We start from the raw sequence: 22,400 nt of genomic DNA, 5'->3' as shown, positions 1-22,400 counted from the left end.
TCACAAACCTCTATATAGGTAATAATCCACCACTCTTTTATTGGATTTCATTATTGTCTTGCATATTAAAAAAGCATCATGACGGGTGCCATGATGCCGGACTGTTACGCGGGTTGTTTCATTTTGAAAAACGATTTTACCTGGGATAACGATTGATTGGTGATTCGCGCAATCTTTTTTCTTCGCGTAAATTGCGCATAATGGATTCCCGCTCTTGCGCACGTCCCTCGGCACGCCCTTCTCTACGTCCTTCGTTCTTGGACTCTCTTTCAAATTCTCTCATGATCTCGCACATGGCATTCACTCCTTTCGGTTTCTTTTTAAAATACGATACGGCTTCTCTAAGCTCATCATAAAACATATCATCCAAGTTTGCACAGTTAACGCGTAAAAATAAAACCTTCAACCCAGGGAATGGATTGAAGGCGGAAAACAGTTTTATCCTTTATTCAATGCTTGTTTTTGGAAAAACGTTTCGACTTTGGAAACAGTTTGTCCCGTTACTTCGGCGATCGTAGGACAATCCATGCCTTTGGCATACAATTTGCGCATAATGGCTTCCATGCGTTTCTTTGCTTTTTTACGTTCTTCTGCACGCCCCTTGTTTCGGGACTCCTTTTCAAATTCTCTCATAATCTCGCACATGGCATTCACTCCTTTCGGTTCCTTTTTAAAATACGATACGGCTTCTCTAAGCTCATCATAAAACATGTCGTCCGGGTTTGTACAGTGGAAATCATGCATCAGCTTTCCAATCGCGTCATCGCCCCGGTATTCTCCATTCACAAAACGGATATGCGCTTTCGTATGCAGGATCCGCTTCCATTTCCGATCGAACCATTCATACGTGTAAAATGGTTCGTTTTGTTTGAGAAAGTCTTTTCTCGCCAGAAAGACGACCCACGATTCGTTTAACGCGCGAAACGGTTCGTTCGGTTTCAACATATGGGAAACGAGCACGCTCAAATTGAACAACGCCCGCTGTCCAAGAGCCCTCCTGCCGTTTTCAATCTCAAAGTTGTACAAGTTGCCTTCCATATCCTCGACAAACAAATCGTAGCGGACATGCCGAAAAAACGGCAGTCCCTTCTTTACCTCCATCCCCCATCGCTTGACAACGAGGTCGGGCTTGCCGGTCAGGATGCGTGCCAGCAACGTGATGGCCGGTTTGCTGCGGGAAAACACTTCGTACATGAAAAAGTCGCTAAACAACGTGAATTGCTGAATCATAAAGTAGTATTGATGATTGTTCAAGTAAGCACCTCCAAAAATTATTTCAATGAAACCAAGATCGCAAAAGATCCATTTCTGTTTTCATGCGGTGCTTTGATCTAAAAAAGTGAAGAGGAAAAAATCAAAGGAAGCCATAAAAAGACAAGAGAGGAAAGAACCTGGGGAAAAAGAACGGAATCTTTCGATGATTGGAATCAGGCTCCGCCGGAAGGCGGATGTGGACAAACTATAGCATGAAAAAAATGAGGACGTCAACAGAAAAAGTGGAAGAACCCAATATCCTTCCACTTGTTAAACCGGAACTTCCCTTTTTTCATTTACTTTTTAAATTCCTTAAGCAGCTCGATCTTTTCCAAATCGTATGGCGTCGTCTGGTAGACGATGTAGTTGAGCCAGTTGGCATACAGCAAGTTCGCACTCGAACGCCACGTCATTCGAATCGGCTTCGTATCGTCGTCGTCCTCATAGTAGTTGTACGGCACGTGGATCGGCAGTCCGAGTTTTTTGTCGCGCAAATACTCGTTTTCCAGCGTATGCGGGTCGTATTCGGCATGTCCGGTAATAAACACTTGCCGGCCGCCTTCGGTGGAAACGGCGAACACACCCGCCTGCGGACTGGATGCGAGAATCTTGAGGGTGGGCACTTGTTCGATATCCTCCCTTTTGATCGTCGTATGGCGCGAATGAGGCACCATGAACGTGTCGTCGAACCCCCGAAACAAAATCGAGGACGACCGTTCGACCTGGTGCGGATACACGCCAAACAGCTTTTCCTCTAAATCGCGTTTTTGAATGCCATAGTGGTAGTACAGGCCGGCTTGCGCGCCCCAGCAAATGTGGAAGCACGAATACACATTCGTTTTCGACCACTCCATGATCTCGCAAAGCTCGTCCCAGTACTCGACATCCTCAAATGGCATTTGCTCGACGGGTGCCCCCGTGATGATGAGCGCGTCGTACTTGTTGTCCCGGATCTGGTCGAACGTCTGATAAAACTTGCCCAGATGGTTGCTCGACACATGCCTGGACTCGTGGCTTTTCGTATGGATGAATTCCAGCTCGACCTGGATCGGCGTGTTGCCCAGCAGGCGGGCGAGCTGCGTTTCCGTCTCGATCTTGGTCGGCATGAGGTTGAGCAGGACGACATGAAGCGGACGGATGTCCTGGGAAAGCGCCCGCTTTTCCGTCATGACGAAAATGTTTTCATCCAGCAGTGTCCGGGTCGCCGGCAAGTCCTCCGGAATCTTGATTGGCATGTCAGCACGCCTCCAGCGCCTGGGCGATGTCGTCAAGCAAGTCCTGCGTGTCTTCCAATCCGCACGACAGCCGCACCAGACCGCCGCTGATGCCCGCCGCGCGAAGCTCTTCCTCATTCATTTGCCGGTGTGTCGTGCTGGCCGGATTGAGCACGCAGCTGCGCGCGTCGGCGACGTGCGTTTCGATCGCCGCGATCCGCAACCGTTCCATAAATGTTTTCGCCGCCTCTTTGCCGCCAACCAGCTCGAACGACACGACGCCGCACGATCCGTTTGGCAAGTACTTTTGTCCCAGTTCATAGCATGGATCGCCCGGCAGTCCGCAATATGTCACCGACCGCACTTTCGGATGGTTCGATAAAAACTCCGCCACTTTTTGCCCGTTTTCGCAATGGCGCGGCATCCGCACATGCAGCGATTCCAGCCCCAAATTCAAATAAAACGCGTTTTGCGGCGATTGAATACAGCCCAGATCGCGCATAAGCTGAGCGGTCGCTTTCGTAATGTACGCGCCCTCTTTGCCAAACGCCTTCGTGTACGTGACGCCATGATAGCTTTCATCCGGCGTCGTCAATCCCGGAAACTTGCTCGCGTAGGCGTCCCAGTCGAAATTTCCCGAGTCGACGATGGCGCCGCCAACCGCCGCGCCATGGCCATCCATGTATTTGGTCGTCGAATGCGTCACGATGTCGCCTCCCCACTCGAACGGACGGCAGTTGATTGGCGTCGCGAACGTGTTGTCGACAATCAGCGGCACGCCATGGGCGTGGGCGACTTTGGCGAACTTCTCGATATCAAGCACCTTCAGCGCCGGATTGGCGATCGTTTCGCCAAACATCGCCTTCGTGTTGTCCTGAAAAGCGGCCGCCAGCTCTTCCTCGGACGCGTCGGGATCGACGAACGTGAAGTCGATACCCATGCGCTTGAGCGTGACGGCGAACAAGTTGTACGTCCCGCCGTAAATCGACGTCGAACAGACGACATGGTCGCCCGCGCCGGCGATATTAAAGATGGCGAAAAAATTCGCCGCCTGGCCCGACGATGTCAGCATGGCTGCGCTGCCACCCTCCAGCTCGCAAATCTTGGCCGCGACGCTGTCGTTGGTCGGATTTTGCAGACGGGTATAAAAATATCCGGTCGCCTCCAGGTCGAACAGCGCGCCCATATCATCCGCCAAATCGTATTTAAATGTCGTGGACTGCACGATGGGAACTTGTCTTGGTTCCCCGTTTCCCGGCCGATAGCCTCCCTGCACGCTAATCGTGCCAATTCCTTGTTTGCTCATTTCATATCCTCCTTGAAAATAAAAAAAGGTTTCCGCCATAGGACGAAAACCGCGATACCACCTATATTCGCGCGCTTCTCGCAAAACGCGCCTCGTCGGGAACAACCATTCCCCAGTCCGCTAACGGTGACTTCCGTTCCGCCTTACGTATCAGACGGACAGCTCAAAGACCATCTTCGCCGCGCGTCCAGCGATTCCTTCCACCACCCGGAATCTCTCTTGGCCCGCAACGCGCCGCTACTCTTCTCTTCCTCGCTTTTTTATATTGTCCCTACTTTACCACAATCATTTTCATTTGTCTTTCATTTTTTGAAAATTTTTCAAAAAAAGAGGCAAAACAAGATGCCCAAAAACGTCTTGCATGAATCAATAGGTATCCAAAAGATTTAGGTTACTATATCAACATACTGAATGAACTAAAGATCAAATACCCGTAGTTCTATTTACCGCTTACTTTTTTTGAATACCTATAACCTAAAACAATCCATATAAACAGCAGGATTATAAAAACACTTATATCAACAACTATTGGTGCTTTTAAAATTCTGAAAATTACTGTCAACACTGAACCTCCGCCAAAAAGCGCCATCGCTAATTTATGAATATATTTTAAGTAATCCTCAACAATATAGTTGTTATCGCAATCAAAATTGTCATAATACGAAACTCTTGTGATCAATGTCATCATTCTATATTTATAAAGAAAATAGGATAAAGCCATCACAAAAGCATAACTATTTATGATCATAAAACCACACAATAATCCTTTATTCGAAATAAATAGTGGCCCAATAATTATGCTCAATATATAAATCATACATAAAATATAATATTTTTTCATTTTTCCTCTCTCTGCTTACTTTATGTCTTCGTTTTTACTCTGCATATATTTGGGGAATAAAAGATGATTAGAAGAGAATATTTATACCAAAAACCGTTGATCAACAAGGAAATTGGAACAATTATTTTCTTTTCACATTCTTCTCTTCCTCGCCTTTTTATATTATCCCTACTTTACCACAATTATTTTCATTTTTTAATTTATTTCGTTTCCTCGTCCTATAAAAAAAGAAGGCGACCATTCCACAGTCGTCTTCCAACAATCCATTTCCTTTTTAAAAGATTGCTACTTTTTTTCTTCTTTTCGCGCGCCATAATGGGAACGATGCGGCAAAAAGCGATGCAGCACGAACCGGTCGTACACGTAGAAAAACGCGAGTGCGAACACGATTCCGATCAGCGTATCGGCGATGCGGATCCATACAGCCGCTTCCACGCCGTACATGCCGGCCGCCAGCATAAGCGCTCCAAAGCAGTTGAGCGCCGTCTTATGCTTGTACTCGGTGCAAAGACCCAGGCATAAGCCGCCAACCGGGCCGACAAGCGGGTACAAAGACGCGGGAAGAATCGTGTACACCACATAAAAGGCCGCGCTGCCGAGCACGACGCCCAGAAGCCGGTCGGAAAATTTCTCCCGGATTCTCGCTTCCACATCGACATCCGAAAGCAGCGATCCGCAAGCGAAGCCAGCCCACATGAATCGTTCCAAATGTATGGAGGAGAAAACCGCAAGCAGCAGCCCGACGCCAACTGCCAGCCGGATCCGCCATTGATCTTTGTATTCGTAAAGACTGAACCGCCTGATTTTGGACCAAAACGTAACATTCGCGTTTTGGTCTTTGTGGTTATGCGCGTAAACAAGCGCGCAAAGAACAAATCCAATGAGCGTCATCCACGCCCGATTCACAAACGCCTGTCCCTCCACCGGATTGCCGGTCAAAAAAATAAACGCAAACGAATACAACCCGCCGTTTCCCATTTTCGGATCGTCGCTCGTCATCATCAAAATCACGAAAAGCGACAGCCCATCCATTAAAAACTTGAGGACGGGATCCACCGCGTACGAGGCGACAGGCGCCACAAGCAGCAGCGCGAACACAATCGCCATATTGAGAATCGAATCGCGCAGGCAATATCCGTAATTCACAAAACGAACCGCCAGAAGGATGCAAAAAATCGAAACGGCCATCGCGCTGTTGTCGCTGCCAAACAAGGCCGCCATCACGCCAATAAAGGCGATGGCGAACACGACAATCAAAAGCGAGCGCACGATCATCCCCCGACGCAGCCGTTTGATTTCCTGCGGATCGTCGCTGGACCGGATCATCCGTTTCAGCACGTCCGGACTGCATTGCAGAATATCGTAAAATTTCATAAAAACGCCTCATTTCAATATTTTCCGATTTTCCATGGAATAGCTTAACAGAAAAGCGAAAAAAGTGAAATGTGAAACCCTTTTCAAGTTGAAACCGGCAAAAAAGGCACCCGAAGGTGCCGTTTTGTGTTAATCCAAATCCTCGCCATTGCTTTCGATGGCTTTTTTGTACCAGTAGAACGAGTCCTTTTTGCTTCGGGAGAAGTCGCCCGTTCCATCGTCGTGCCGATCCACGTAAATGAAGCCGTAGCGTTTGGCGTACTGACCCGTTCCCGCCGAAACAAGGTCGATCGGTCCCCACGTCGTGTAGCCAATCAAAGGCACGCCGTCCTCGATGGCTTCGCGCATCGCGATCAAATGCGGGCGGAAGTAGTTGATACGGTAGTCGTCGTGAATCGAGCCGTCCTCCTCGACCGTGTCGAACGCGCCAAAGCCGTTTTCCACAACCATGAGCGGCGTGTCCGGATAGCGGCCATGCAGCACATTCAACGTGTAGCGCAAGCCATCCGGGTCGATTTGCCAGCCCCAGTCCGACGCCTTCAAATACGGGTTCTTGGCGCCAAGCGACATGTTTCCCGACGTCTTTTCGGCGTTCTCGTCCACCGTCACGCAGTTGGTCATGTAGTACGAGAACGTGTACATGTCCACCGTTCCCTCTTTGAGAATCTTCTTGTCCTCCTCGGTAATGAACGACGTGTCGATGCCGTTTTCCTTAAAGTAGCGCCACATGAAGCTCGGGTATTCGCCGCGCACCTGCACATCGCCGCAAAAGTTGTTGTGGAGGTCGTCCACATTCATGCAGGCGAGCACGTCTTGCGGATTGGGCGTCAGCGGATACGTCGTCTCGTGGGCGATCATGTTGCCAATCATAAAGTCCGGATTGATCTCGTGGCCGGCTTTCACGGTCAGCGCGCTGGCCACAAACTCGTTATGCAGCGCCTCATACGTTCTTTGAAGGTTGTATTTCAGCTGGTCGAGCGGAATGCGATGGTCCGACTGAATATCCTCTTCGTCCATAACACCCAAACCATACAGCGGCCCGATGCCGCCGGCATGCATGCAAGGAATGTTGATTTCATTGAACGTCAGCCAGTATTTCACCTTGTCTTTGTAGCGCTCGAAGCATGTCGTGGCGTATTTGACAAACAGGTCGATGACTTTCCGGTTCGAAAATCCGCCGTATGTCGTCACGATATTCCATGGAATCTCGTAATGGCAAAGCGTCACAAGCGGCTCGATGCCGTATTTTTTGCATTCGTCGAATACCGCGTCGTAAAACGCCAGTCCGGCCTCGTTTGGTTCTTCCTCGTCCCCGTTTGGATAAATGCGTCCCCAGTTGATGGACAGCCGGAAGCATTTGAACCCCATTTCGGCAAACAAGGCGATGTCTTCCTTGTAGCGATGATAAAAGTCGATCGCCTCGTGGCTTGGATAAAACGCGCTGTCGTCCAGCTTTGGCAAAAACGTTCTTGGCGTGTTCACGTCCCCGCCCAGCAGCATGTCGGGTACGGACAGTTTCTTGCCGTCTTCTAAAAACGCGCCTTCGCACTGGTTGGCCGCGACCGCGCCGCCCCACAAAAAGTTTTCAGGAAATCCCATAATCGTATCCTCTCTTTCTGCTTCTATTTTATCATTGGACCCTTCTTTTGTAAGCTGTTACATCGTTCCCGTTTTTCCGCGTTTTCGGCCGTTTTTACCATAATTCGCAAATTTGAAAACCGTTACACTGTTACGGGTTGTTTTCCTATATAATAAAAAAAAGAGGAGATTTTTGTATGTATATCACAAAACCAAACAAAGAGTTCCCGAGCGATTTCCTTTGGGGGTCGGCTTCGGCCGCCTATCAGGTGGAAGGCGCCTGGGACGAAGACGGAAAAGGCCGCTCGGTTTGGGACGAGTTCGTCCGGATTCCGGGAAAAACATTCAAAGCGACGACGGGCGACAAAGCCGTCGACCACTATCACCGTATGGAGGAAGACGTGCGGCTCATGAAGGAAATGGGGCTGAAAACGTATCGCTTCTCGATTGCCTGGACGCGTATCTTTCCGGATGGCAACGGCGAAGTCAACGAGGAAGGCGTCGCGTTTTACAACCGGCTGATCGACGAGCTCATCAACAACGACATCACGCCGATGATCACAGTGTACCACTGGGACTTGCCGCAGGCCCTTGAAAACGAGTACGGGGGCTGGGAAAGCCGGCACATCGTCGACGATTTTGTCCACTACGCCAAAACGCTGTTCGAACGCTTTGGCGACCGTGTCAAGCACTGGATCGTCTTGAACGAGCAAAACGTATTTACCGCCCATGGCTGGCTCATGGCGACGCACCCGCCAGGAAAAGTCAACGACCGCAAGACATTTTACCAGGTGAACCACCACGCGTTCATGGCGCATGCTAAATCGGTCATCGCCTTGAAATCGCTATGGTCGGACGCAATGGTCGGATCGAGCTTCGCGTTTGGACCATCCTACGCCAAGAGCGACAAGCCAGAGGACGCGATGGCGAAAATGGATTATGACGACTTGCAAAGCTACTACTGGATGGACGTGTACGGCTATGGACGCTACCCGAGAGCCGCGCTGGCGCAGTTGCGAAGCGAAGGCGTGGCGCCGGTTTTCGAGGAAGGCGACGAGGAGATTTTAAAAGAGGCGGCCCAGCTTGTCGATTTTATGGGTGTCAACTATTACCAGACGTGCGTGGCGGAATACAACCCAATCGACGGTGTGGGCATGACGAACACGATGAACACGACTGGAAAAAAAGGAACGAGCACGGTGCAGGGTGTGCCGGGCTTGTACAAAAACCCGCAAAACGAGCATTTGCCAACGACGGACTGGGACTGGACAATCGACCCGGAAGGTTTGCGTTTCGCGTGCCGCGACATCACGAGCCGCTACGATTTGCCGATCGTCATTTCCGAAAACGGACTGGGCGCGTTCGACAAGCTGGAAGAAGGAAAAGTGCACGACCCGTATCGGATCGACTATTTGAAACGGCATTTGATCGAGCTGAAAAAAGCGATTGACGAGGGCTGCCGCGTTCTGGCGTATTGCACGTGGTCGTTTACCGACTTGCTTTCGTGGCTCAACGGCTACCAGAAACGGTACGGCTTCGTGTATGTGGACCGGGAGGAGGACGAAAACGAGGGCACGCTCAACCGCATCCCGAAAGATTCGTACTACTGGTACAAATACACGATCGAAACCAACGGGGCCGAGCTCGATGTGTAAAGCCTACAAAGCGGTTTTATACGACTTGGATGGGACAATCGTGAACACGCTGGACATGAACATGATTCCGCTGATGCGCGTTCTCGAAGAGGAAACCGGGCGGCCGTGGACGTGGGAGCAAGTGCTGCCATACGCCCCATGGCCGGGGTTGAAAGTCATGGAATCGCTGCATTTTCCCGATCCCGAGGCGGTGTACGCCCGCTGGGTCCAGGCGGTCAACGAATACGAAAACGGCGCGACGTTGTTTGACGGCTGGATGACCGTGTTCGAACGCTTCCAGCAGGCGGGTATCCGCCAGGCGGTCGTGTCGGCGAAAACGAGAAGCCAGTACGCCCTCGACGTGGCGGCGCATGGTGTCGACGCGTTCATGGAAACGGCCGTGCTGGCGGACGATACAACGAAACACAAGCCCGATCCGGCGCCGATTCGCCTCGCGCTTGAAAAGCTGGGACTGCGCCCGGACGAGGTGCTGTACATTGGCGACGCGCCCTCGGACTACGAAGCCGCCAACAACGCGGGTGTTGATTTTGGCTGGGCGAAATGGGGCGCCACGATGCCTTTGGAGCTGCCGGATTTTGTGGAAGTGTTTGAGTGCCCACTCGACTTGCTGCGGCTGATCCCGTAATTCATCAAAAACGCGTGACGTGATTGCGCGTTTTTATTTTTCTTGCGTTTCGAGAAAGGATTGCTATAATGGGAAAGTAACATTTCAAACCAATCATTCGATTGGTTTTATCCGGAATTTCTTTTTTCCACATGTATTCATCCCAGAAAGGAATCGTATCTCATGTCCAACAAAGACATCTCTCAAAAAGATCTTTTGCGGATTCCAAGTGTGGTCGCCTCTTTGATCAACTTTCTTCTTTACGACAACAAGACCGTGATCCGCGCTTCCCAAATCCGCTACATCGACTTATCCGAACATTTTTTCTTCGACAAGCTCTTGCGTCCTGTTTTTCCCGATGTGTGTGTTTTCGTTTCGGGTTCCAAACGCAACCTGCCCTTCATCCTTTGTTTTGAAAATCAGACCCGTTCCGATTCAACGATGGCGGTTCGTAATTTCATCTACATAGCCGCCGTCTTTTTGTGGCAGCTGCGACAGAAACATTCTTCCGGTTTTGAATGGACAAAAAACCGGTTCGTTCCTTGTGTCGTGTTCACCTTGCATTATGGCCGGTTTGCCTGGAAACCCAAGTCGTTTCGGGAATTATTTCAGTTCGATTCATATCCTTGCTTGCAACCGTTCCTGACCGATTATAAAATGAATGTAGAAAACATCGCTTGCTGGGACCGGGAAAAAATCGAGTCGATTCGAAGCGATTTCCGGTTCATTGCCGACTATTGCGCACAAATGCGCGCCAGTCACGGGAAAACCTACGAGCCGCCAACGACCTGGCCGATTGAACACGTCGAACAAACCTTGACGGCGCTGGCGGCTTTGTCGCAGGATCCCGATTTAAAGAAGATATTCGACGAATACGTGAAACAATTTAAAGTAGATGAACAGAAAGGAGCCCCGACAATGGCTAGTGTAATTGCTCATATCCTAGAGCGCGGCGAGCGCATTGGAGAACAACGTGGTGAAAAACGCGGAAGACAACTTGGTTTTCAGGAGGCGGAAAGAAAATTTGAACGAAAAGAAAAAGAGTGGAACAAGCAGCTTCACGATCTGACCCGGGAGCATAATGAAATGATCTCCACCTTCGTCATCCTCGCCCAAAAGCGCATGGTCGAGCAAGGCTTATCCGCCAGTGAGGCGCTTGACCAGCTTGGCTATCCGGAAACCATTCGCGCCAAAGTCCTTCCCTTTCTTGTCAACTGATGGACAGTCTTCCGAAAGGCCTTCAACTGAAGGTCTTTTTCATACAAAAAAGCCAGCGGCTGCTGGCTAAAGTTTTTTATTTTGAATTGTTTTTCGTTAAGAAATCCAACGTCTTGCGCTGCACGATTTGCGGACGAATGACATCGTCGGAAATGAACATTTGAAGCTGTTCGGCCGGCATATGGTAAAGATTGCTCATCAATTCATATTCCTGCGCGATTTCTTCCTGTGTCGCTTCGATCTTTTCTTTTTCAGCGATCGCGATCAGAATCAGCGCTTGCTTGATTTGCGTAACCGCCTGTGGCTCAAGCTGCTTTCTGAACTCTTCCTCGGTTGTCTGCGCCATTTGCATGTACTGGTCAAACTGCATACCGTATTGCTGGAGCTGACCTTTCAGCTCGTTGAGCTGCTGGTCGACTTGCTGGTCGATCATCTTTTGCGGCACTTCCACTTGCGCATCCGCGACGACCTTGTCCAAAATTTCAATCGCCTGCTTGTTTTTGGCTTCCTGCTCTTTGATCTCCCGCATATGTTCTTTGGATGTCGCCTTGAACTCCTCGACGGTTTTCACATTTTCCAAACCGAGCTTTTCGATAAACGCGTCATCGAGCTGCGGCGCGATCTTTTCCTTCACCGCGTGGCAGGTGACTTGGAAAACAACCGGCGCGCCCGCCAGCGACGCTTCAAAGTAATCCTCAGGGAATGAAACGTTGATTTCCTTTTGTTCTCCCTTTTGAATGCCAATCAGCTGCTCTTCAAATCCGGGAATGAAGGAATGCGAGCCTAAGATCAGCGGATAGTTTTCCGCGCTTCCGCCATCAAACGGAACGCCGTCTTTCACGCCGATAAAGTCGATAATGACCTGGTCGCCATCCTGCGCGGGCCGATCCACGTCCTCCCACATATCCTGGGACTGGATTTGCTGGTTGACATACTCCAGCACTTCTTCGTCGCTTACACTGACTTCTTCTTTCAGCACTTCGAATCCCGTATACTTTCCTAAGTTGACATCCGGTACGAGCGTGCAAGCCACCGTAATGCGCAAGTCGCCGTCTTTTTCCTCTTTAAATTCGATTTCCGGCTGGGTCGCCAGCTTCAATCCTTCTTCGATGATCGCCTCCTGAATGAGCTGCATCGCCTCGAATTGTTTCGCGGACTCTAAATTGGCCGCCTCGTCTTCCGATTTTTGGCTTTCCGCGACGTTTTTAATGACTTCATCCAAGTCGGCTTTGGCAACGACCGCCTCGATCAGCACTGTGTCTTTATTTGGTTTATTGATTTTTTTATCCATGATGATCCATCTTCTTTCTACAGTTTCATTATAATCTCTCCATAACAATTCGGATAACCGTTTGCCTGCAAGAGAAGGCGCGAAACTATATATTCAAAATTCAATCCTCATTTTCCTCGTGCAAGCTTTTCCCGTTGGACGCGATCACGTCCTTGTACCAGTAAAAAGAATCCTTCCGCCTTCGCTCCAGCGTGCCGCGGCCTTCGTCGTCCTGGTCGACATAAATGAAGCCGTACCGCTTGCTCATTTGATTCGTCGACGCGCTAATCAAGTCAATGGGCGCCCACGACGTGTAGCCCATAACCTCCACGCCCAGGTCGATCGCCTTCTCCATTTCCAGAAAATGGTCTTTAAAATAAGCGATCCGGTACGGATCGTGGATGCTTCCATCCGCCTCCACGACATCCATGGCGCCCATGCCGTTTTCCACGACAAACAACGGCACCTGGTAGCGGTCGTACAATTCAACCAGCGAGATGCGCAATCCAACCGGGTCGATTTGCCACCCCCAGTCGCTGCTTGGCAAAAACGGATTTTTCACCCCGGTCACCGTGTTGCCCGGCACCCGGTCCGCGTCTGGACTGGCCGATTCCGTACGCGACATATAGTAGCTGAACGAAACGAAGTCGACCGTGCCGTCCTTGAGCACTTCCTCATCCTCTTCCCGCATCTCGATTCGGATGCCTTCCTGTTCGAACCGCTTGCGCATGAGCTTTGGATATTCGCCGCGCACCATCACGTCCGTGTAAAACAAGTTTTCCAAATTGACTTGCTGCGTCAAGGCGACATCCTCCGGATGACACGTGCGCGGATACGTCGTCAGTTTCGTCAGCATGCAGCCCATCTTCGCGTCCGGCAGCAGTTTTTCCATCAGCATCTTCGCGTACGCGCTCGCCACGAACTGATGGTGCGCCCCCTGATAACACGCCTGGCGCAAGGTTCCCGGCTCGCAAAGCTGGGGCACGATGCCCCCGCTCGTAAACGGATGCCGGATGATCGAGTCGATCTCGTTGAAGTTCAGCCAGTACTTCACGTATTCGCCAAAATTCGAATAGCACGCAAACACGAAATTCAAAAAGTAGTCAATCATTTTGCGACTCGTCCAGCCATTGTATTTCAGCGCCAGATCCAGCGGCATCTCGTAATGCGACAACGTGACAACCGGCTCGATCCCGTACTTTTTCAGTTCCTTGAACACGTCAAGATAATACGCGACCGCCTCCTCGTTAGGCAGTTCCTCCTCGCCGCGCGGAAACATCCGCGACCAGGCGATCGAAAGACGAAGCGTTTTAAATCCCATTTCCGCGAACAGCGCGATGTCTTCCTTGTAGCGATGGTAAAAGTCGACGCCGCGCCGCTTCGGATACGCGTCGTCCCCGTCCTGAATCGCCCGCTCGATTTCGTCGAGCGAAATCGCGTTGTGCGCCTGATAGTTCTTTACGTCGACATCGGGCTTGTATCGCGCCATATCGGCGACGGAAAATCCTTTTCCGCCTTCGCGCGCGCCTCCCTCAACCTGATTGGCCGCGATTGCGCCGCCCCATAAAAATCCTTCTGGAAATCCCATATTTATTCCCTCTCTTTTTCGTTTATTTTAACACGGTTTCGGTATTGGGATGCTTTCTTTTTTTCATTGTGTTTCATTTTTGAAAAAAGCCGGCTACTGCCCGGCTTTGTCCCCTTCCATGTTGTGGTCTTTTAAGAAGTCCATCGTCTTGCGCTGCGCGATTTGCGTCGCCACCGCCGGCGCCGGAATCATTTGCACCAGCTGGGAAGCCGGCATTTGATACACCCGCGCGAGCAGCTCGTACTCGGCTTGCAGTTCCTTCTCGTCCGCTTTGATTTGCTCCTTTTGAGCGATCGCGTCCAGCACGAGCGCCTGCTTGATTTCCTGCGTCGCCATCGGAACGAGCTGCGCTTTCAACGCGTCCAGTTCCTGTCCGCTCATTTTCAAATACTGCTCCATCGTCATCCCGTATTGCTGGATTTGATTTTGAAGCTGGCTCAAGCGCTGGGCCACCTGGTTGTCAATCATCTTTTGCGGAACGCGTACTTCCACTTGCGCCATCACTTTTTCCAAAATCGCCGCCGCGAGCTTGTCGTCCGCCTCGCGTTCCTTCACGGAAACGAGATGGTTTTTGACCGTTTCCTTCAGCTGCTCGACCGTTTTGATTTGCTCGTGGCCCAGCTTGGCGACAAACGCGTCCGTAAGCTCCGGTTCCACGGCTTCCTGCACCGCTTTGCACGTCACGTCGAAAACGACCGGCGCTCCCGCCAGGCTCTTTTCAAAATAATCGGCCGGGAAAGTCACTTCCACCGCTTTTTGCTCGCCCTTTCGAATGCCAATCAGCTGCGTTTCAAAGCCGGGAATGAAAGCGCCCGATCCAAGAACGAGCGGATAATCCGTCCCGCTTCCGCCTTCAAACACCGTTCCGTCTTTTTTTCCAACGAAGTCGATGATGACCTGGCTTCCGGATGTGGCCGGCTGGTCGGTTTCCTCCCATACCGGATGCGCGGCGATTTGTTTTTGGGCTTCCGCCAGAACCTCTTCCTCTTTGACGTCGACAATTTGTTTTTCCAGCTGGAAGTTGGTGTATTGTCCCACTTCGATGGCCGGAATCAAGGTGCACGTCACCCGCGCCTCGATATCGCCGTTTTCGTTTTCCTTTTCTTCGATTTCCGGCTCGGTGGCCAGCTTCGAACGCGTCTTGACAAACTCTTCCTCGATCGCCTTGGAAATCTCGTAGTTGAGAGCGTATTGGCGCACGGTCTTCTCGTCTGCGTTTTGGAGCATTTCTTTCGCCTTGGCCATCGTCTCTTCCAATTCTGTTTTGGAAATCGTCACATCCAATACGACGATTTCCTCGTTTCGATGATTCACTGTATACTGCATAAGATCCTCTTCTTTCCTGTGTTTTTATATTGTATCGTGTCCTTTGTCCTTGCAACAATGCGTTTGCCTGCATTTCGCCTGCGACCTTTCGACAGAGCCTATGGTAAAATAGACAAGCGAAAAAGGGGGAATTTATTTTATGGGTTTTGGATTGCTCGCGGGCGTCTTATGGGCGCTGGACACGGTCGTGCTCTCGAAGGCGCTCTCGTTTTACGAGGCGCTGCTCATCGCGCCGCTCGTGGCGGCGTTTTTGCACGACACCTGCTCGTTTGTTTATTTGACGTTTTACCATGGATGGAAAAAGGGAATAAAAAAAGCGGTGCGCGTGCTGCGTTCGAAACAAGGACTTTGGATCGTTCTGGCTTCGATTTTGGGCGGCCCGCTCGGCATGAGCGGCTACGTCAGCGCGATCTTCTTCATGGGACCAAGCTACACGGCCGCGTTTTCCAGCTTGTATCCCGCCTTTGGGGCGCTGATGGCCGTTGTCCTGTTCAAAGAAAAGCTGACTCGAAAACAAGTTTTTGGCATGTTTGTCGCCTTGGGCGGCGTCGTGGCGTTGTCGATGACGCCAAACGATTCGATTCGAAATTTTCCGCTTGGCCTTGGCTGCGCCCTGCTTTGCATGGTGTGCTGGGGACTGGAAGGCTTGCTCGCGCAGCAGGGAATGAAAAAAGAAACGATTTCCAGCGACCAGGCATTGTGGATGCGCCAGGGCGTTTCCGCCCTTGGATACGGGCTTGTCATCATGAATTTGATTTCGGGCTGGGAACTGGCGGAAACCATGGTCGTCCAGCATCATATAGGCTGGATCGCGCTGGCGGCGCTGGCCGGCACGGCGTCGTACTTGTGCTACTATCACGCGCTGCACCAAATCGGATCCACGAAAGCGATGCCGCTCAATATCACATACGTCGCCTGGTCGATCGGCTTGTCCTTTTTGATTTTGGGCGCCGTCCCTTCGGGGCGGGAAGTGCTGTTTGCCCTGGTTGTTTTGTGCGGCGCCATCCTGTCGGCCAGCTGAAAGCGCTGTCAACAAAAAATTCCATTTTTTAAAGGCTTTCTGTCCACTTTTTTTCATTCCCGAGTATAATAGGGGGCGTATGAATCAACTTCAAAAACAAGTGGAACAGGAAATCGAGGAAGAGCTCATCGACGAGCTCGCCGAAGAACAAATCGAGGAAACCGAGGAAAGCGAATTCGAGTATCTGGAATGCGAAAAGCGTCACGTGTTCCTTTTGCTGATGTTCGTCGGCGGCTTTTACGGCGCCTACACGTATTCGATTCGCGGGGGCGTGTTTTGCAACGCGCAAACCGCCAACTTTGTGTTGTTTGCCATGGCGCTGGGCAGCGCCAACTTCATGAAAGCCGTGTACTACCTCGTGCCGATGGGCGCCTACCTGCTTGGAACCATCGTTTCCGAGGCCCTCCCTTCCCCGATCAAAAAACATCACTGGCTGCGCTGGGATACGATCCTGATCGGTTTGGAAATCGTGGCGGTCGCCCTGCTGGGCTTCGTGCCGGACAGCGCGCCGTTCCAAATCACCCAGATTACGATCAACGTGCTGTGCTCGATGCAGTACAACACGTTTCGCCAGGCGCGAGGCATTCCGATGGCGACGACCTTTTGCACCAACCACGTCCGCCAGCTTGGCATCCATATCGTCAAAGCCCTCAAGCATCCGGAAAACCAGGCGTTCTCCAAGCGGGCGTGGCTGCATGTCGGCATGCTGGGCGTCTTTGTGGCCGGTGGCGTGCTCTCCACATTTTTGTGCGCGGTGTTTTCCGGCCGGGCCATCTGGTTTACTTTGATTCCGCTTGGCTTTATTTTCATCCAGCTCATTTACGCCGATCTCGTAAAAGAAAAAGAAGTCTTCGATATGACCCCGAAAGGACATTAAGACTTCTTTTTTATATTCTCTAAACCTTTGATTGAACTTTCCGCAAACGCCGGCTGGAAAAGCGCTTTGAAAATAGCGGTTCCCTTGTGCGTTTTGCTTATCAGATAGAACATTCCAGGCTTTCCGCGCCAGAAATTCTATCCCCTCGTCTTTATTGTACGCTTTTATTTATAAATGACCACCCTTAAAGCTTTATTTTTTCATTTTTTTCTTTCTTTGGCTTGATCCCGGGATTTTCATACTTGTACGATACTTTGCGACTGTCCGTCGGGAAACATACAATTCCATATCCGCCAAGGCTTCGGAAAGCTCCTGATCGCTTAACGGATTGTCCGGATCCTCCTGCTCCACAAGCTGGCGCAGCGCTTTGACAATCGAGTCTTTGCTCGTTCCGCCTTTCGTTTTTGAAATAAACAAATCTTTGACCGCAAAAATCTGATCTCCATATTGGTAGTACTTATTCGACAGCGTGCGGGAAACGGTCGATTCATGAAAACCGGTTCTCATCGCGATTTGCTGGAGCGTGCACGGATTCAATTCGTCATCAAATAAAAAATAGTTCTTTTGTATCCGAATCAACTCGTTCATCAAAATGAGCAAAGTCTTGTTTCTTTTATTGACAGAATCTATAAAAAACCGCGCTTCTTCCAAATACGCCTTGATTTCCGGGCTAGGCTCCTTCAAAACGCCGATTTGATTGTCAATTCGCAAAGCACCCGCGGTTCGAGGCACGATTTCAATTTGTTCATGCGCCACTTTGATCTCAAAATCCGGACGGATATAGGAAGGCGCCTCTGACGCGTAGGCCTGACATGGATCGAGCGAACAAGATTGAATCGCCCTGAGAGCCTGGTGGATACGGTTCGTCGAAACATTTTCCGCTTTGGCGATGCCCGCCAGATCTTTTTTCGCCAACGCCTCGGGATACATCTGGAAAATCCGGGCCGCGAAATCCTCGTTCTTTTTTCGCAGCTGCAAAACGACGCACTCGTTTCTTGACGTCGCCGCGACGCCCGCCGGTTCCAAAGACTGGACACAACGCAAGGCTCGTTTCAGTGCTTCGCCCGAACAATCCAAAACACGAGTCGCCGTTTCTTGATCCTCCAGAAAAAAGCCATGGGAATCCAGCGATTCAATAATATATGCGCAAAGGTTTTTATCGTAAGCGTAGCCGCTTGTGCGCAACTGCATGTACAAATCATCTTGAAGCGACGGCCGTTTCGAGAATGTCTCCTCTATGATTTGGTTCCAGTCCCGGCTTTCGTCCAATTCGACAAATGGATTCGAAAACGCCAGTTCCCGCATGCACTCGACAAGCTCCTCCTGGTCCATTTTCAAGACATCCAGTGATTTTTTCATCGTTTGCGTGAGTGTCAAGGTTTGTTTTTGGGTTTGTTTTTGAGAAAAATTTTGCTTCATACCGCCTTCCTCCTCACTAGTATATAAGCAAGAAACATGCCAACAAATCGTGACAAGGATTCGTTTGACTTTGCTTTTTTTTCAAAATATACTCCCTGTAGGTGATTCCTATGAAAGATACTCTTTTGCGTCAAATCTACGAACAAACCTTGTCCGGTGCCTATGATCAAAATACCGTGGCTTCTTTATCCGAGACTCTTCAAGTTCCTAAAAACAAAATTACGTTTGCGCTCCAGCAGCTGTTTCAGGAAGGGCGACTCATCAAAGCGGAAGGAAAACCGGTTCGCTTTTTAAGCCGCGCCGCTTTAGAGAATCAATACAACCTTTCCATTTCCGATACAAAAATCGGCAATCTCGAGCTTTGGCTTGCCGGCTTGGCGAAAGAACCTGCCGACTTTGAAAAACTGGTTGGCTACGACGGCAGCCTCGCCTCCCTTGTCGAGCAATGCAAGGCGACGATTTCCTATCCGCCAAACGGGCTTCCCCTCATGCTGACGGGCGAAACAGGCACGGGAAAAAGTTTAATCGCCCGCCTCACGTACGAGTATGCCAGCCGCCAGGGCTTGCTCAAACCCGATGCCCGATTCGTTTCGGTCAACTGCTCCGAATACGCCAACAATCCCGAGCTTTTGACAGCCAACCTGTTCGGCTACGTCAAAGGCGCGTTTACAGGCGCCGAGCAGACGACACCGGGCCTCATCGAGCTGGCAGACGGCGGTGTCTTGTTTCTTGATGAAGTGCATAATTTAAAAGGGGAATGCCAGGAAAAGCTGTTCCAGTTTATGGACCAGTCCATCTATCATCGAATGGGCGACAACAAAACGTGGCACACTTCCCATGTCCGGCTCATTTTCGCGACAACCGAGGATCCGGAAAAAGTCCTTCTCAAAACGTTGCAGCGCCGAATTCCGATGAATATCACCGTTCCCAATTTATCAAAACGGGGCACCTATGAAAAGGTACAAATGATTCACTCCATTTTTAAAACCGAACAACAGCGATTGAATGTTCGAATCAAAATAAGCTCGACCGTTTTTCGACTGCTCGTATCCTATCCGTTTCCGGAAAATATTGGCGGACTGAAAAGCACGATTCAATCTTCTTGCGTTCAGGCGCTGTTTCAAATCAACGATAGCGGCGAAATGGAAATCACTGCCAAAAATCTGCCTTCTGCGCTTTCAAAAAACATATCGGTGGCGTCCCTGAACAAATTGGAGGAGCCGTCTTGGATTTATATCGACGAGTTGCTGGATCTTGATCATAGCGCCGGAAACGACTTGGCGTTTTATCAGGAAATAATCGAATCGTTAGAAAATCCGGATACCTTCTTCGCTGTCTGGAAAGCCGAAAGCAGCCGGCTCATTCAGCATTTGAGCGGCGAAAATTCGGCACTCTGCGAGCAAAGACTGTATGAAAGCGTCCGGCACGTCTGCGCCGGCTACCATATGGAACTTTCAAGCAAGGATTTAGAAACGCTTCAAAAAGCGCTGGGATCGTTTTTACGCCAATCCAGGCTTCTTCATTTTTTGCAAAGCCAAAACCCGCTTCAAATTGAAAAACTTACGCTGCAAATGAAAAAACAAAAGTTTCGTTACTACAGCATGGCGTCTGAAATCGACTGCATGCTTGGCCGGGCGTTTGATTATAAATTGAACGATTTGCATCGTCTGGTTTTGGCGCTGCTGCTTTCCGGACTGGAAAAGCAGCAGTCGATTCCGAAACGAATGGGCGTGATCCTGGCTCATGGACTTTCAACCGCCAGCTCGGTTTCGGTTTGTGTCAACCAGCTTCTTGACGAGTATGTGTTCGACGCGATTGATATGCCGCTTTCGATTTCCCAGGAGCAATGCATTCGCGAATTGAATGACTATTTGAAAAAGATGGATGGCATCGAGGAGTTGTTTCTGCTCGTCGATCTTGGCTCTCTGGAAGACGTGTGGAAAGGATTGAACATCCGCAATGTAAATGTCGGGATTATCAACTCACTCAACTTAAAAATGGCCTTATCCATTGGCGAAGGACTGAAGCGCGGGCAACCAATGGAGGAGATTTTTGAAACGGCTAAAAACACGTGTACGGTTTCCTATCATATCGAGCGCAATCGTGAAAAACAAAAGCTGATCATCTGCTCTTGCGCAAGCGGACTTGGTGTGGCCGAAAAGCTGAAAACCGTAATTCTTGATTCTTTGCCGCCGGATTCTTCCATCCACGTCTTGACATACGATTACAATTCCTTGCTTTTAAAAGGCATCGAAGATCTGGCCTTCGCGGAATATCAGGTGATTTGCGTAGTCGGAACGTTGAATCCAAATATCGACCGCCTCCCGTTTGTCGCGCTGGATGATTTGATTTTGCAGGAAAGCACGAACTCGCTTGATTTGTATTTGAAAAGCTATATGGATCCTTGCGCGCTGGCGATTTTCAAAAAGAACATCGTGAAAAATTTCTCGTTGTCCAATATCATGAACGCGTTGACGATTTTGAATCCGACGAAACTGCTGGAACATGTGGCTAACGCCATCGACCGGCTTCAAACTTTGATTGACTGCCAGCTCACGAACAACACATGCTTCGGTTTGTACGTCCATGTGAGTTGTCTGATCGAACGGCTCGTCATGAATCGCGGTATCGAAAACTATAAGCAAATTGAACATTTCCAGACCCGTCAAAAACAATTTATCGACGCGGTTTGCGAATCGTTCCAGGATGTCGAGGCGTTTTATGGCGTCCATATTCCAGTCGAGGAAATCGGCTATATGTTCGATTATGTCAAAAACGATAAAAACTTTCAAAAGTGTGTCTGAACTGGCACACTTTTTGCTTGTATACAAGTGAAGCGAAACATCCAAAAAAAAAATAAAAATGACGGATGGCACGCTTCTTGCTTGAATACAAGTGAGAAGAATAAAAAAAGAAAGGAGGATATATGATGAGGAAAATCGTAATTGCTTCCCACGGCGAATTTGCCAGAGGATTGAAAAATTCTGTGGAAATGATCGTGGGCGACCTAGCCAAGGAAATCGACACATATTGCCTGTATCCATCGTGCAGTCCAAGAGATTACACAGATCAAATGGAAGCCGTGATCGCCTCGCATCCCGAAGACGAGTTTATCTTCTTATGCGATGTCAAAGGCGGCAGCGTCCATACGGCCGTTTCTCAGCTGTGCCGGTTTGAAAACGTCGTGGTATTCGGCGGAGTCAATATGAGTATCGTGCTGGATCTGCTCTTGTCAACGCCCGAAAGGATTTGTGTAAATCCGGCAATTCAAGAGCGGCTGGTTCGCGCCGGCCAGGAAGGGTTGTGCGTAACGAACTATCAAAAGATCCAAAAGCCATGCGAAGAGGAAGATTTTTAAAAGGAGGAACAAAAAACTATGATTAAAAAACTACGTGTTGACCACCGGCTGCTTCATGGTCAGGTGGCGTTTTCCTGGACGAGCGCGCTGAACGCCGACTGCATCCTGATCGCCTGCGACGCGGTCGTTTCCGACGAACTGCGCAAGACGACGATGAAAATGGCCAAGCCAAACGGTGTCAAGCTTGTCATCAAGTCGATTTCCGACAGCGTCAAAGCGCTTAATAGTGGTGTGACCGATAAATATAAGCTGTTTATCGTCGTCGAAAGCATCGCGGATGCAGCCACGCTCATCCAAAACGTGGATGCCATTCAAGCCTTAAATCTTGGAGGCACCAAGGCAACCGATGCGACCCGCAATATTTCCAAAGCGGTAAACATCACATCCGAAGAGGAACAAATTTTAAAAGAGCTCGTCGCCGACGGAGTCGACGTCACGATTCAGATGGTGCCGGAAGACACGCCGGTTCCGGTAGAAAAGGCGCTGTAGGTGGACAC

19 protein-coding genes and 1 other annotated feature are annotated in these 22,400 nt (G+C 50.0%); of the genes, 8 read left to right on the top strand and 11 right to left on the bottom strand.

The window, feature by feature from the left end; all coding sequences use genetic code 11:
- Positions 1-136 precede the first annotated feature (136 nt).
- From ABNS49_RS02350 to ABNS49_RS02320, 7 genes are all read right to left on the bottom strand, one after another.
- Positions 137-370, bottom strand: a complete 234-nt coding sequence (locus tag ABNS49_RS02350) for a hypothetical protein (protein ID WP_135980405.1) — start codon at positions 368-370, stop codon at positions 137-139.
- Positions 371-438: 68 nt separating this feature from the next.
- Positions 439-1,254 (bottom strand): hypothetical protein, encoded by an 816-nt coding sequence (locus ABNS49_RS02345; RefSeq protein ID WP_304645496.1) that lies wholly within the window; start codon positions 1,252-1,254, stop codon positions 439-441.
- A gap of 296 nt (positions 1,255-1,550) precedes the next feature.
- Positions 1,551-2,489 carry a homoserine O-succinyltransferase gene (metA, locus tag ABNS49_RS02340; RefSeq protein WP_135980407.1) on the bottom strand — a complete coding sequence of 313 codons (939 nt, stop codon included), beginning with the start codon at positions 2,487-2,489 and terminating at the stop codon, positions 1,551-1,553.
- A 1-nt stretch (position 2,490) separates the two neighbouring features.
- On the bottom strand, positions 2,491-3,774 hold the full coding sequence (locus tag ABNS49_RS02335) for an O-acetylhomoserine aminocarboxypropyltransferase/cysteine synthase family protein (RefSeq protein ID WP_135980408.1): 1,284 nt from the start codon (positions 3,772-3,774) through the stop codon (positions 2,491-2,493).
- A 35-nt stretch (positions 3,775-3,809) separates the two neighbouring features.
- Positions 3,810-4,036, bottom strand: a binding site (T-box leader).
- 177 nt (positions 4,037-4,213) lie between these two features.
- Positions 4,214-4,462 (bottom strand): hypothetical protein, encoded by a 249-nt coding sequence (locus tag ABNS49_RS02330; RefSeq protein ID WP_135980409.1) that lies wholly within the window; start codon positions 4,460-4,462, stop codon positions 4,214-4,216.
- 438 nt (positions 4,463-4,900) lie between these two features.
- The gene (locus ABNS49_RS02325; RefSeq protein ID WP_135980410.1) at positions 4,901-5,989 is read right to left on the bottom strand and encodes an FUSC family protein; all 1,089 of its coding nucleotides are present in this window, start codon (positions 5,987-5,989) and stop codon (positions 4,901-4,903) included.
- 129 nt (positions 5,990-6,118) lie between these two features.
- Positions 6,119-7,588 (bottom strand): family 1 glycosylhydrolase, encoded by a 1,470-nt coding sequence (locus ABNS49_RS02320; RefSeq protein ID WP_135980411.1) that lies wholly within the window; start codon positions 7,586-7,588, stop codon positions 6,119-6,121.
- Between the two features lie 176 nt (positions 7,589-7,764).
- Between ABNS49_RS02320 and ABNS49_RS02315 the strand changes: the two genes are divergently transcribed.
- From ABNS49_RS02315 to ABNS49_RS02305, 3 genes are all read left to right on the top strand, one after another.
- On the top strand, positions 7,765-9,222 hold the full coding sequence (locus ABNS49_RS02315; RefSeq protein WP_135980412.1) for a glycoside hydrolase family 1 protein: 1,458 nt from the start codon (positions 7,765-7,767) through the stop codon (positions 9,220-9,222).
- Positions 9,215-9,847 (top strand): HAD-IA family hydrolase, encoded by a 633-nt coding sequence (locus ABNS49_RS02310; RefSeq protein ID WP_135980413.1) that lies wholly within the window; start codon positions 9,215-9,217, stop codon positions 9,845-9,847. The genes ABNS49_RS02315 and ABNS49_RS02310 overlap by 8 nt, the downstream gene beginning before the upstream one ends.
- Before the next feature lie 162 nt (positions 9,848-10,009).
- A complete protein-coding gene (locus tag ABNS49_RS02305; RefSeq protein ID WP_348687817.1) occupies positions 10,010-11,044 on the top strand; it encodes a hypothetical protein in 1,035 nt (344 codons plus the stop codon).
- 76 nt (positions 11,045-11,120) lie between these two features.
- Here ABNS49_RS02305 and tig (ABNS49_RS02300) read toward each other — a convergent pair whose 3' ends face one another.
- From tig (ABNS49_RS02300) to tig (ABNS49_RS02290), 3 genes are all read right to left on the bottom strand, one after another.
- Positions 11,121-12,335 carry a trigger factor gene (gene tig, locus ABNS49_RS02300; protein ID WP_289183846.1) on the bottom strand — a complete coding sequence of 405 codons (1,215 nt, stop codon included), beginning with the start codon at positions 12,333-12,335 and terminating at the stop codon, positions 11,121-11,123.
- Positions 12,336-12,435: 100 nt separating this feature from the next.
- Positions 12,436-13,902 (bottom strand): family 1 glycosylhydrolase, encoded by a 1,467-nt coding sequence (locus ABNS49_RS02295; protein WP_135980416.1) that lies wholly within the window; start codon positions 13,900-13,902, stop codon positions 12,436-12,438.
- 93 nt (positions 13,903-13,995) lie between these two features.
- The gene (gene tig, locus ABNS49_RS02290; RefSeq protein ID WP_135980417.1) at positions 13,996-15,228 is read right to left on the bottom strand and encodes a trigger factor; all 1,233 of its coding nucleotides are present in this window, start codon (positions 15,226-15,228) and stop codon (positions 13,996-13,998) included.
- A gap of 139 nt (positions 15,229-15,367) precedes the next feature.
- Here tig (ABNS49_RS02290) and ABNS49_RS02285 point away from each other — a divergent pair, with 139 nt between their 5' ends.
- Entirely contained in the window at positions 15,368-16,249 is an 882-nt protein-coding gene (locus ABNS49_RS02285; RefSeq protein ID WP_135980418.1) for a DMT family transporter, read from the top strand.
- A 79-nt stretch (positions 16,250-16,328) separates the two neighbouring features.
- Positions 16,329-17,126: a YoaK family protein gene (locus tag ABNS49_RS02280; protein WP_135980419.1), complete on the top strand. Its 798-nt coding sequence runs from the start codon at positions 16,329-16,331 to the stop codon at positions 17,124-17,126.
- A 192-nt stretch (positions 17,127-17,318) separates the two neighbouring features.
- Here ABNS49_RS02280 and rpoN read toward each other — a convergent pair whose 3' ends face one another.
- Positions 17,319-18,545, bottom strand: coding sequence for an RNA polymerase factor sigma-54 (gene rpoN, locus ABNS49_RS02275; RefSeq protein ID WP_135980420.1), 1,227 nt, complete (start codon positions 18,543-18,545; stop codon positions 17,319-17,321).
- A 110-nt stretch (positions 18,546-18,655) separates the two neighbouring features.
- On the opposite strand from rpoN, the gene ABNS49_RS02270 reads away from it, so the two are divergent.
- The 3 genes from ABNS49_RS02270 (at position 18,656) to ABNS49_RS02260 (ending at position 22,392) form a co-directional block, all read left to right on the top strand.
- A complete protein-coding gene (locus ABNS49_RS02270; RefSeq protein ID WP_289108081.1) occupies positions 18,656-21,349 on the top strand; it encodes a sigma 54-interacting transcriptional regulator in 2,694 nt (897 codons plus the stop codon).
- A 125-nt stretch (positions 21,350-21,474) separates the two neighbouring features.
- Positions 21,475-21,903, top strand: coding sequence for a PTS sugar transporter subunit IIA (locus tag ABNS49_RS02265; RefSeq protein WP_135980422.1), 429 nt, complete (start codon positions 21,475-21,477; stop codon positions 21,901-21,903).
- An 18-nt stretch (positions 21,904-21,921) separates the two neighbouring features.
- Positions 21,922-22,392 (top strand): PTS sugar transporter subunit IIB, encoded by a 471-nt coding sequence (locus tag ABNS49_RS02260; RefSeq protein ID WP_135980423.1) that lies wholly within the window; start codon positions 21,922-21,924, stop codon positions 22,390-22,392.
- Positions 22,393-22,400: the final 8 nt, after the last annotated feature.

Source organism: uncultured Dubosiella sp. (assembly GCF_964018005.1).
In the GTDB taxonomy this organism is placed as follows: domain Bacteria; phylum Bacillota_I; class Bacilli_A; order Erysipelotrichales; family Erysipelotrichaceae; genus Dubosiella; species Dubosiella muris.
This window is presented reverse-complemented; position numbering and strand designations above follow the sequence as displayed.

Coding starts and splice junctions, on each gene's coding strand:
- metA (WP_135980407.1), bottom strand. CDS start 2,489: ATGCCAATCAAGATTCCGGAGGACTTGCCGGCGACCCGGACACTGCTG.
- ABNS49_RS02335 (WP_135980408.1), bottom strand. CDS start 3,774: ATGAGCAAACAAGGAATTGGCACGATTAGCGTGCAGGGAGGCTATCGG.
- ABNS49_RS02330 (WP_135980409.1), bottom strand. CDS start 4,462: ATGATGACATTGATCACAAGAGTTTCGTATTATGACAATTTTGATTGC.
- ABNS49_RS02325 (WP_135980410.1), bottom strand. CDS start 5,989: ATGAAATTTTACGATATTCTGCAATGCAGTCCGGACGTGCTGAAACGG.
- ABNS49_RS02320 (WP_135980411.1), bottom strand. CDS start 7,588: ATGGGATTTCCTGAAAACTTTTTGTGGGGCGGCGCGGTCGCGGCCAAC.
- ABNS49_RS02315 (WP_135980412.1), top strand. CDS start 7,765: ATGTATATCACAAAACCAAACAAAGAGTTCCCGAGCGATTTCCTTTGG.
- ABNS49_RS02310 (WP_135980413.1), top strand. CDS start 9,215: ATGTGTAAAGCCTACAAAGCGGTTTTATACGACTTGGATGGGACAATC.
- ABNS49_RS02305 (WP_348687817.1), top strand. CDS start 10,010: ATGTCCAACAAAGACATCTCTCAAAAAGATCTTTTGCGGATTCCAAGT.
- tig (WP_289183846.1), bottom strand. CDS start 12,335: ATGGATAAAAAAATCAATAAACCAAATAAAGACACAGTGCTGATCGAG.
- ABNS49_RS02295 (WP_135980416.1), bottom strand. CDS start 13,902: ATGGGATTTCCAGAAGGATTTTTATGGGGCGGCGCAATCGCGGCCAAT.
- tig (WP_135980417.1), bottom strand. CDS start 15,228: ATGCAGTATACAGTGAATCATCGAAACGAGGAAATCGTCGTATTGGAT.
- ABNS49_RS02285 (WP_135980418.1), top strand. CDS start 15,368: ATGGGTTTTGGATTGCTCGCGGGCGTCTTATGGGCGCTGGACACGGTC.
- ABNS49_RS02280 (WP_135980419.1), top strand. CDS start 16,329: ATGAATCAACTTCAAAAACAAGTGGAACAGGAAATCGAGGAAGAGCTC.
- rpoN (WP_135980420.1), bottom strand. CDS start 18,545: ATGAAGCAAAATTTTTCTCAAAAACAAACCCAAAAACAAACCTTGACA.
- ABNS49_RS02270 (WP_289108081.1), top strand. CDS start 18,656: ATGAAAGATACTCTTTTGCGTCAAATCTACGAACAAACCTTGTCCGGT.
- ABNS49_RS02265 (WP_135980422.1), top strand. CDS start 21,475: ATGAGGAAAATCGTAATTGCTTCCCACGGCGAATTTGCCAGAGGATTG.
- ABNS49_RS02260 (WP_135980423.1), top strand. CDS start 21,922: ATGATTAAAAAACTACGTGTTGACCACCGGCTGCTTCATGGTCAGGTG.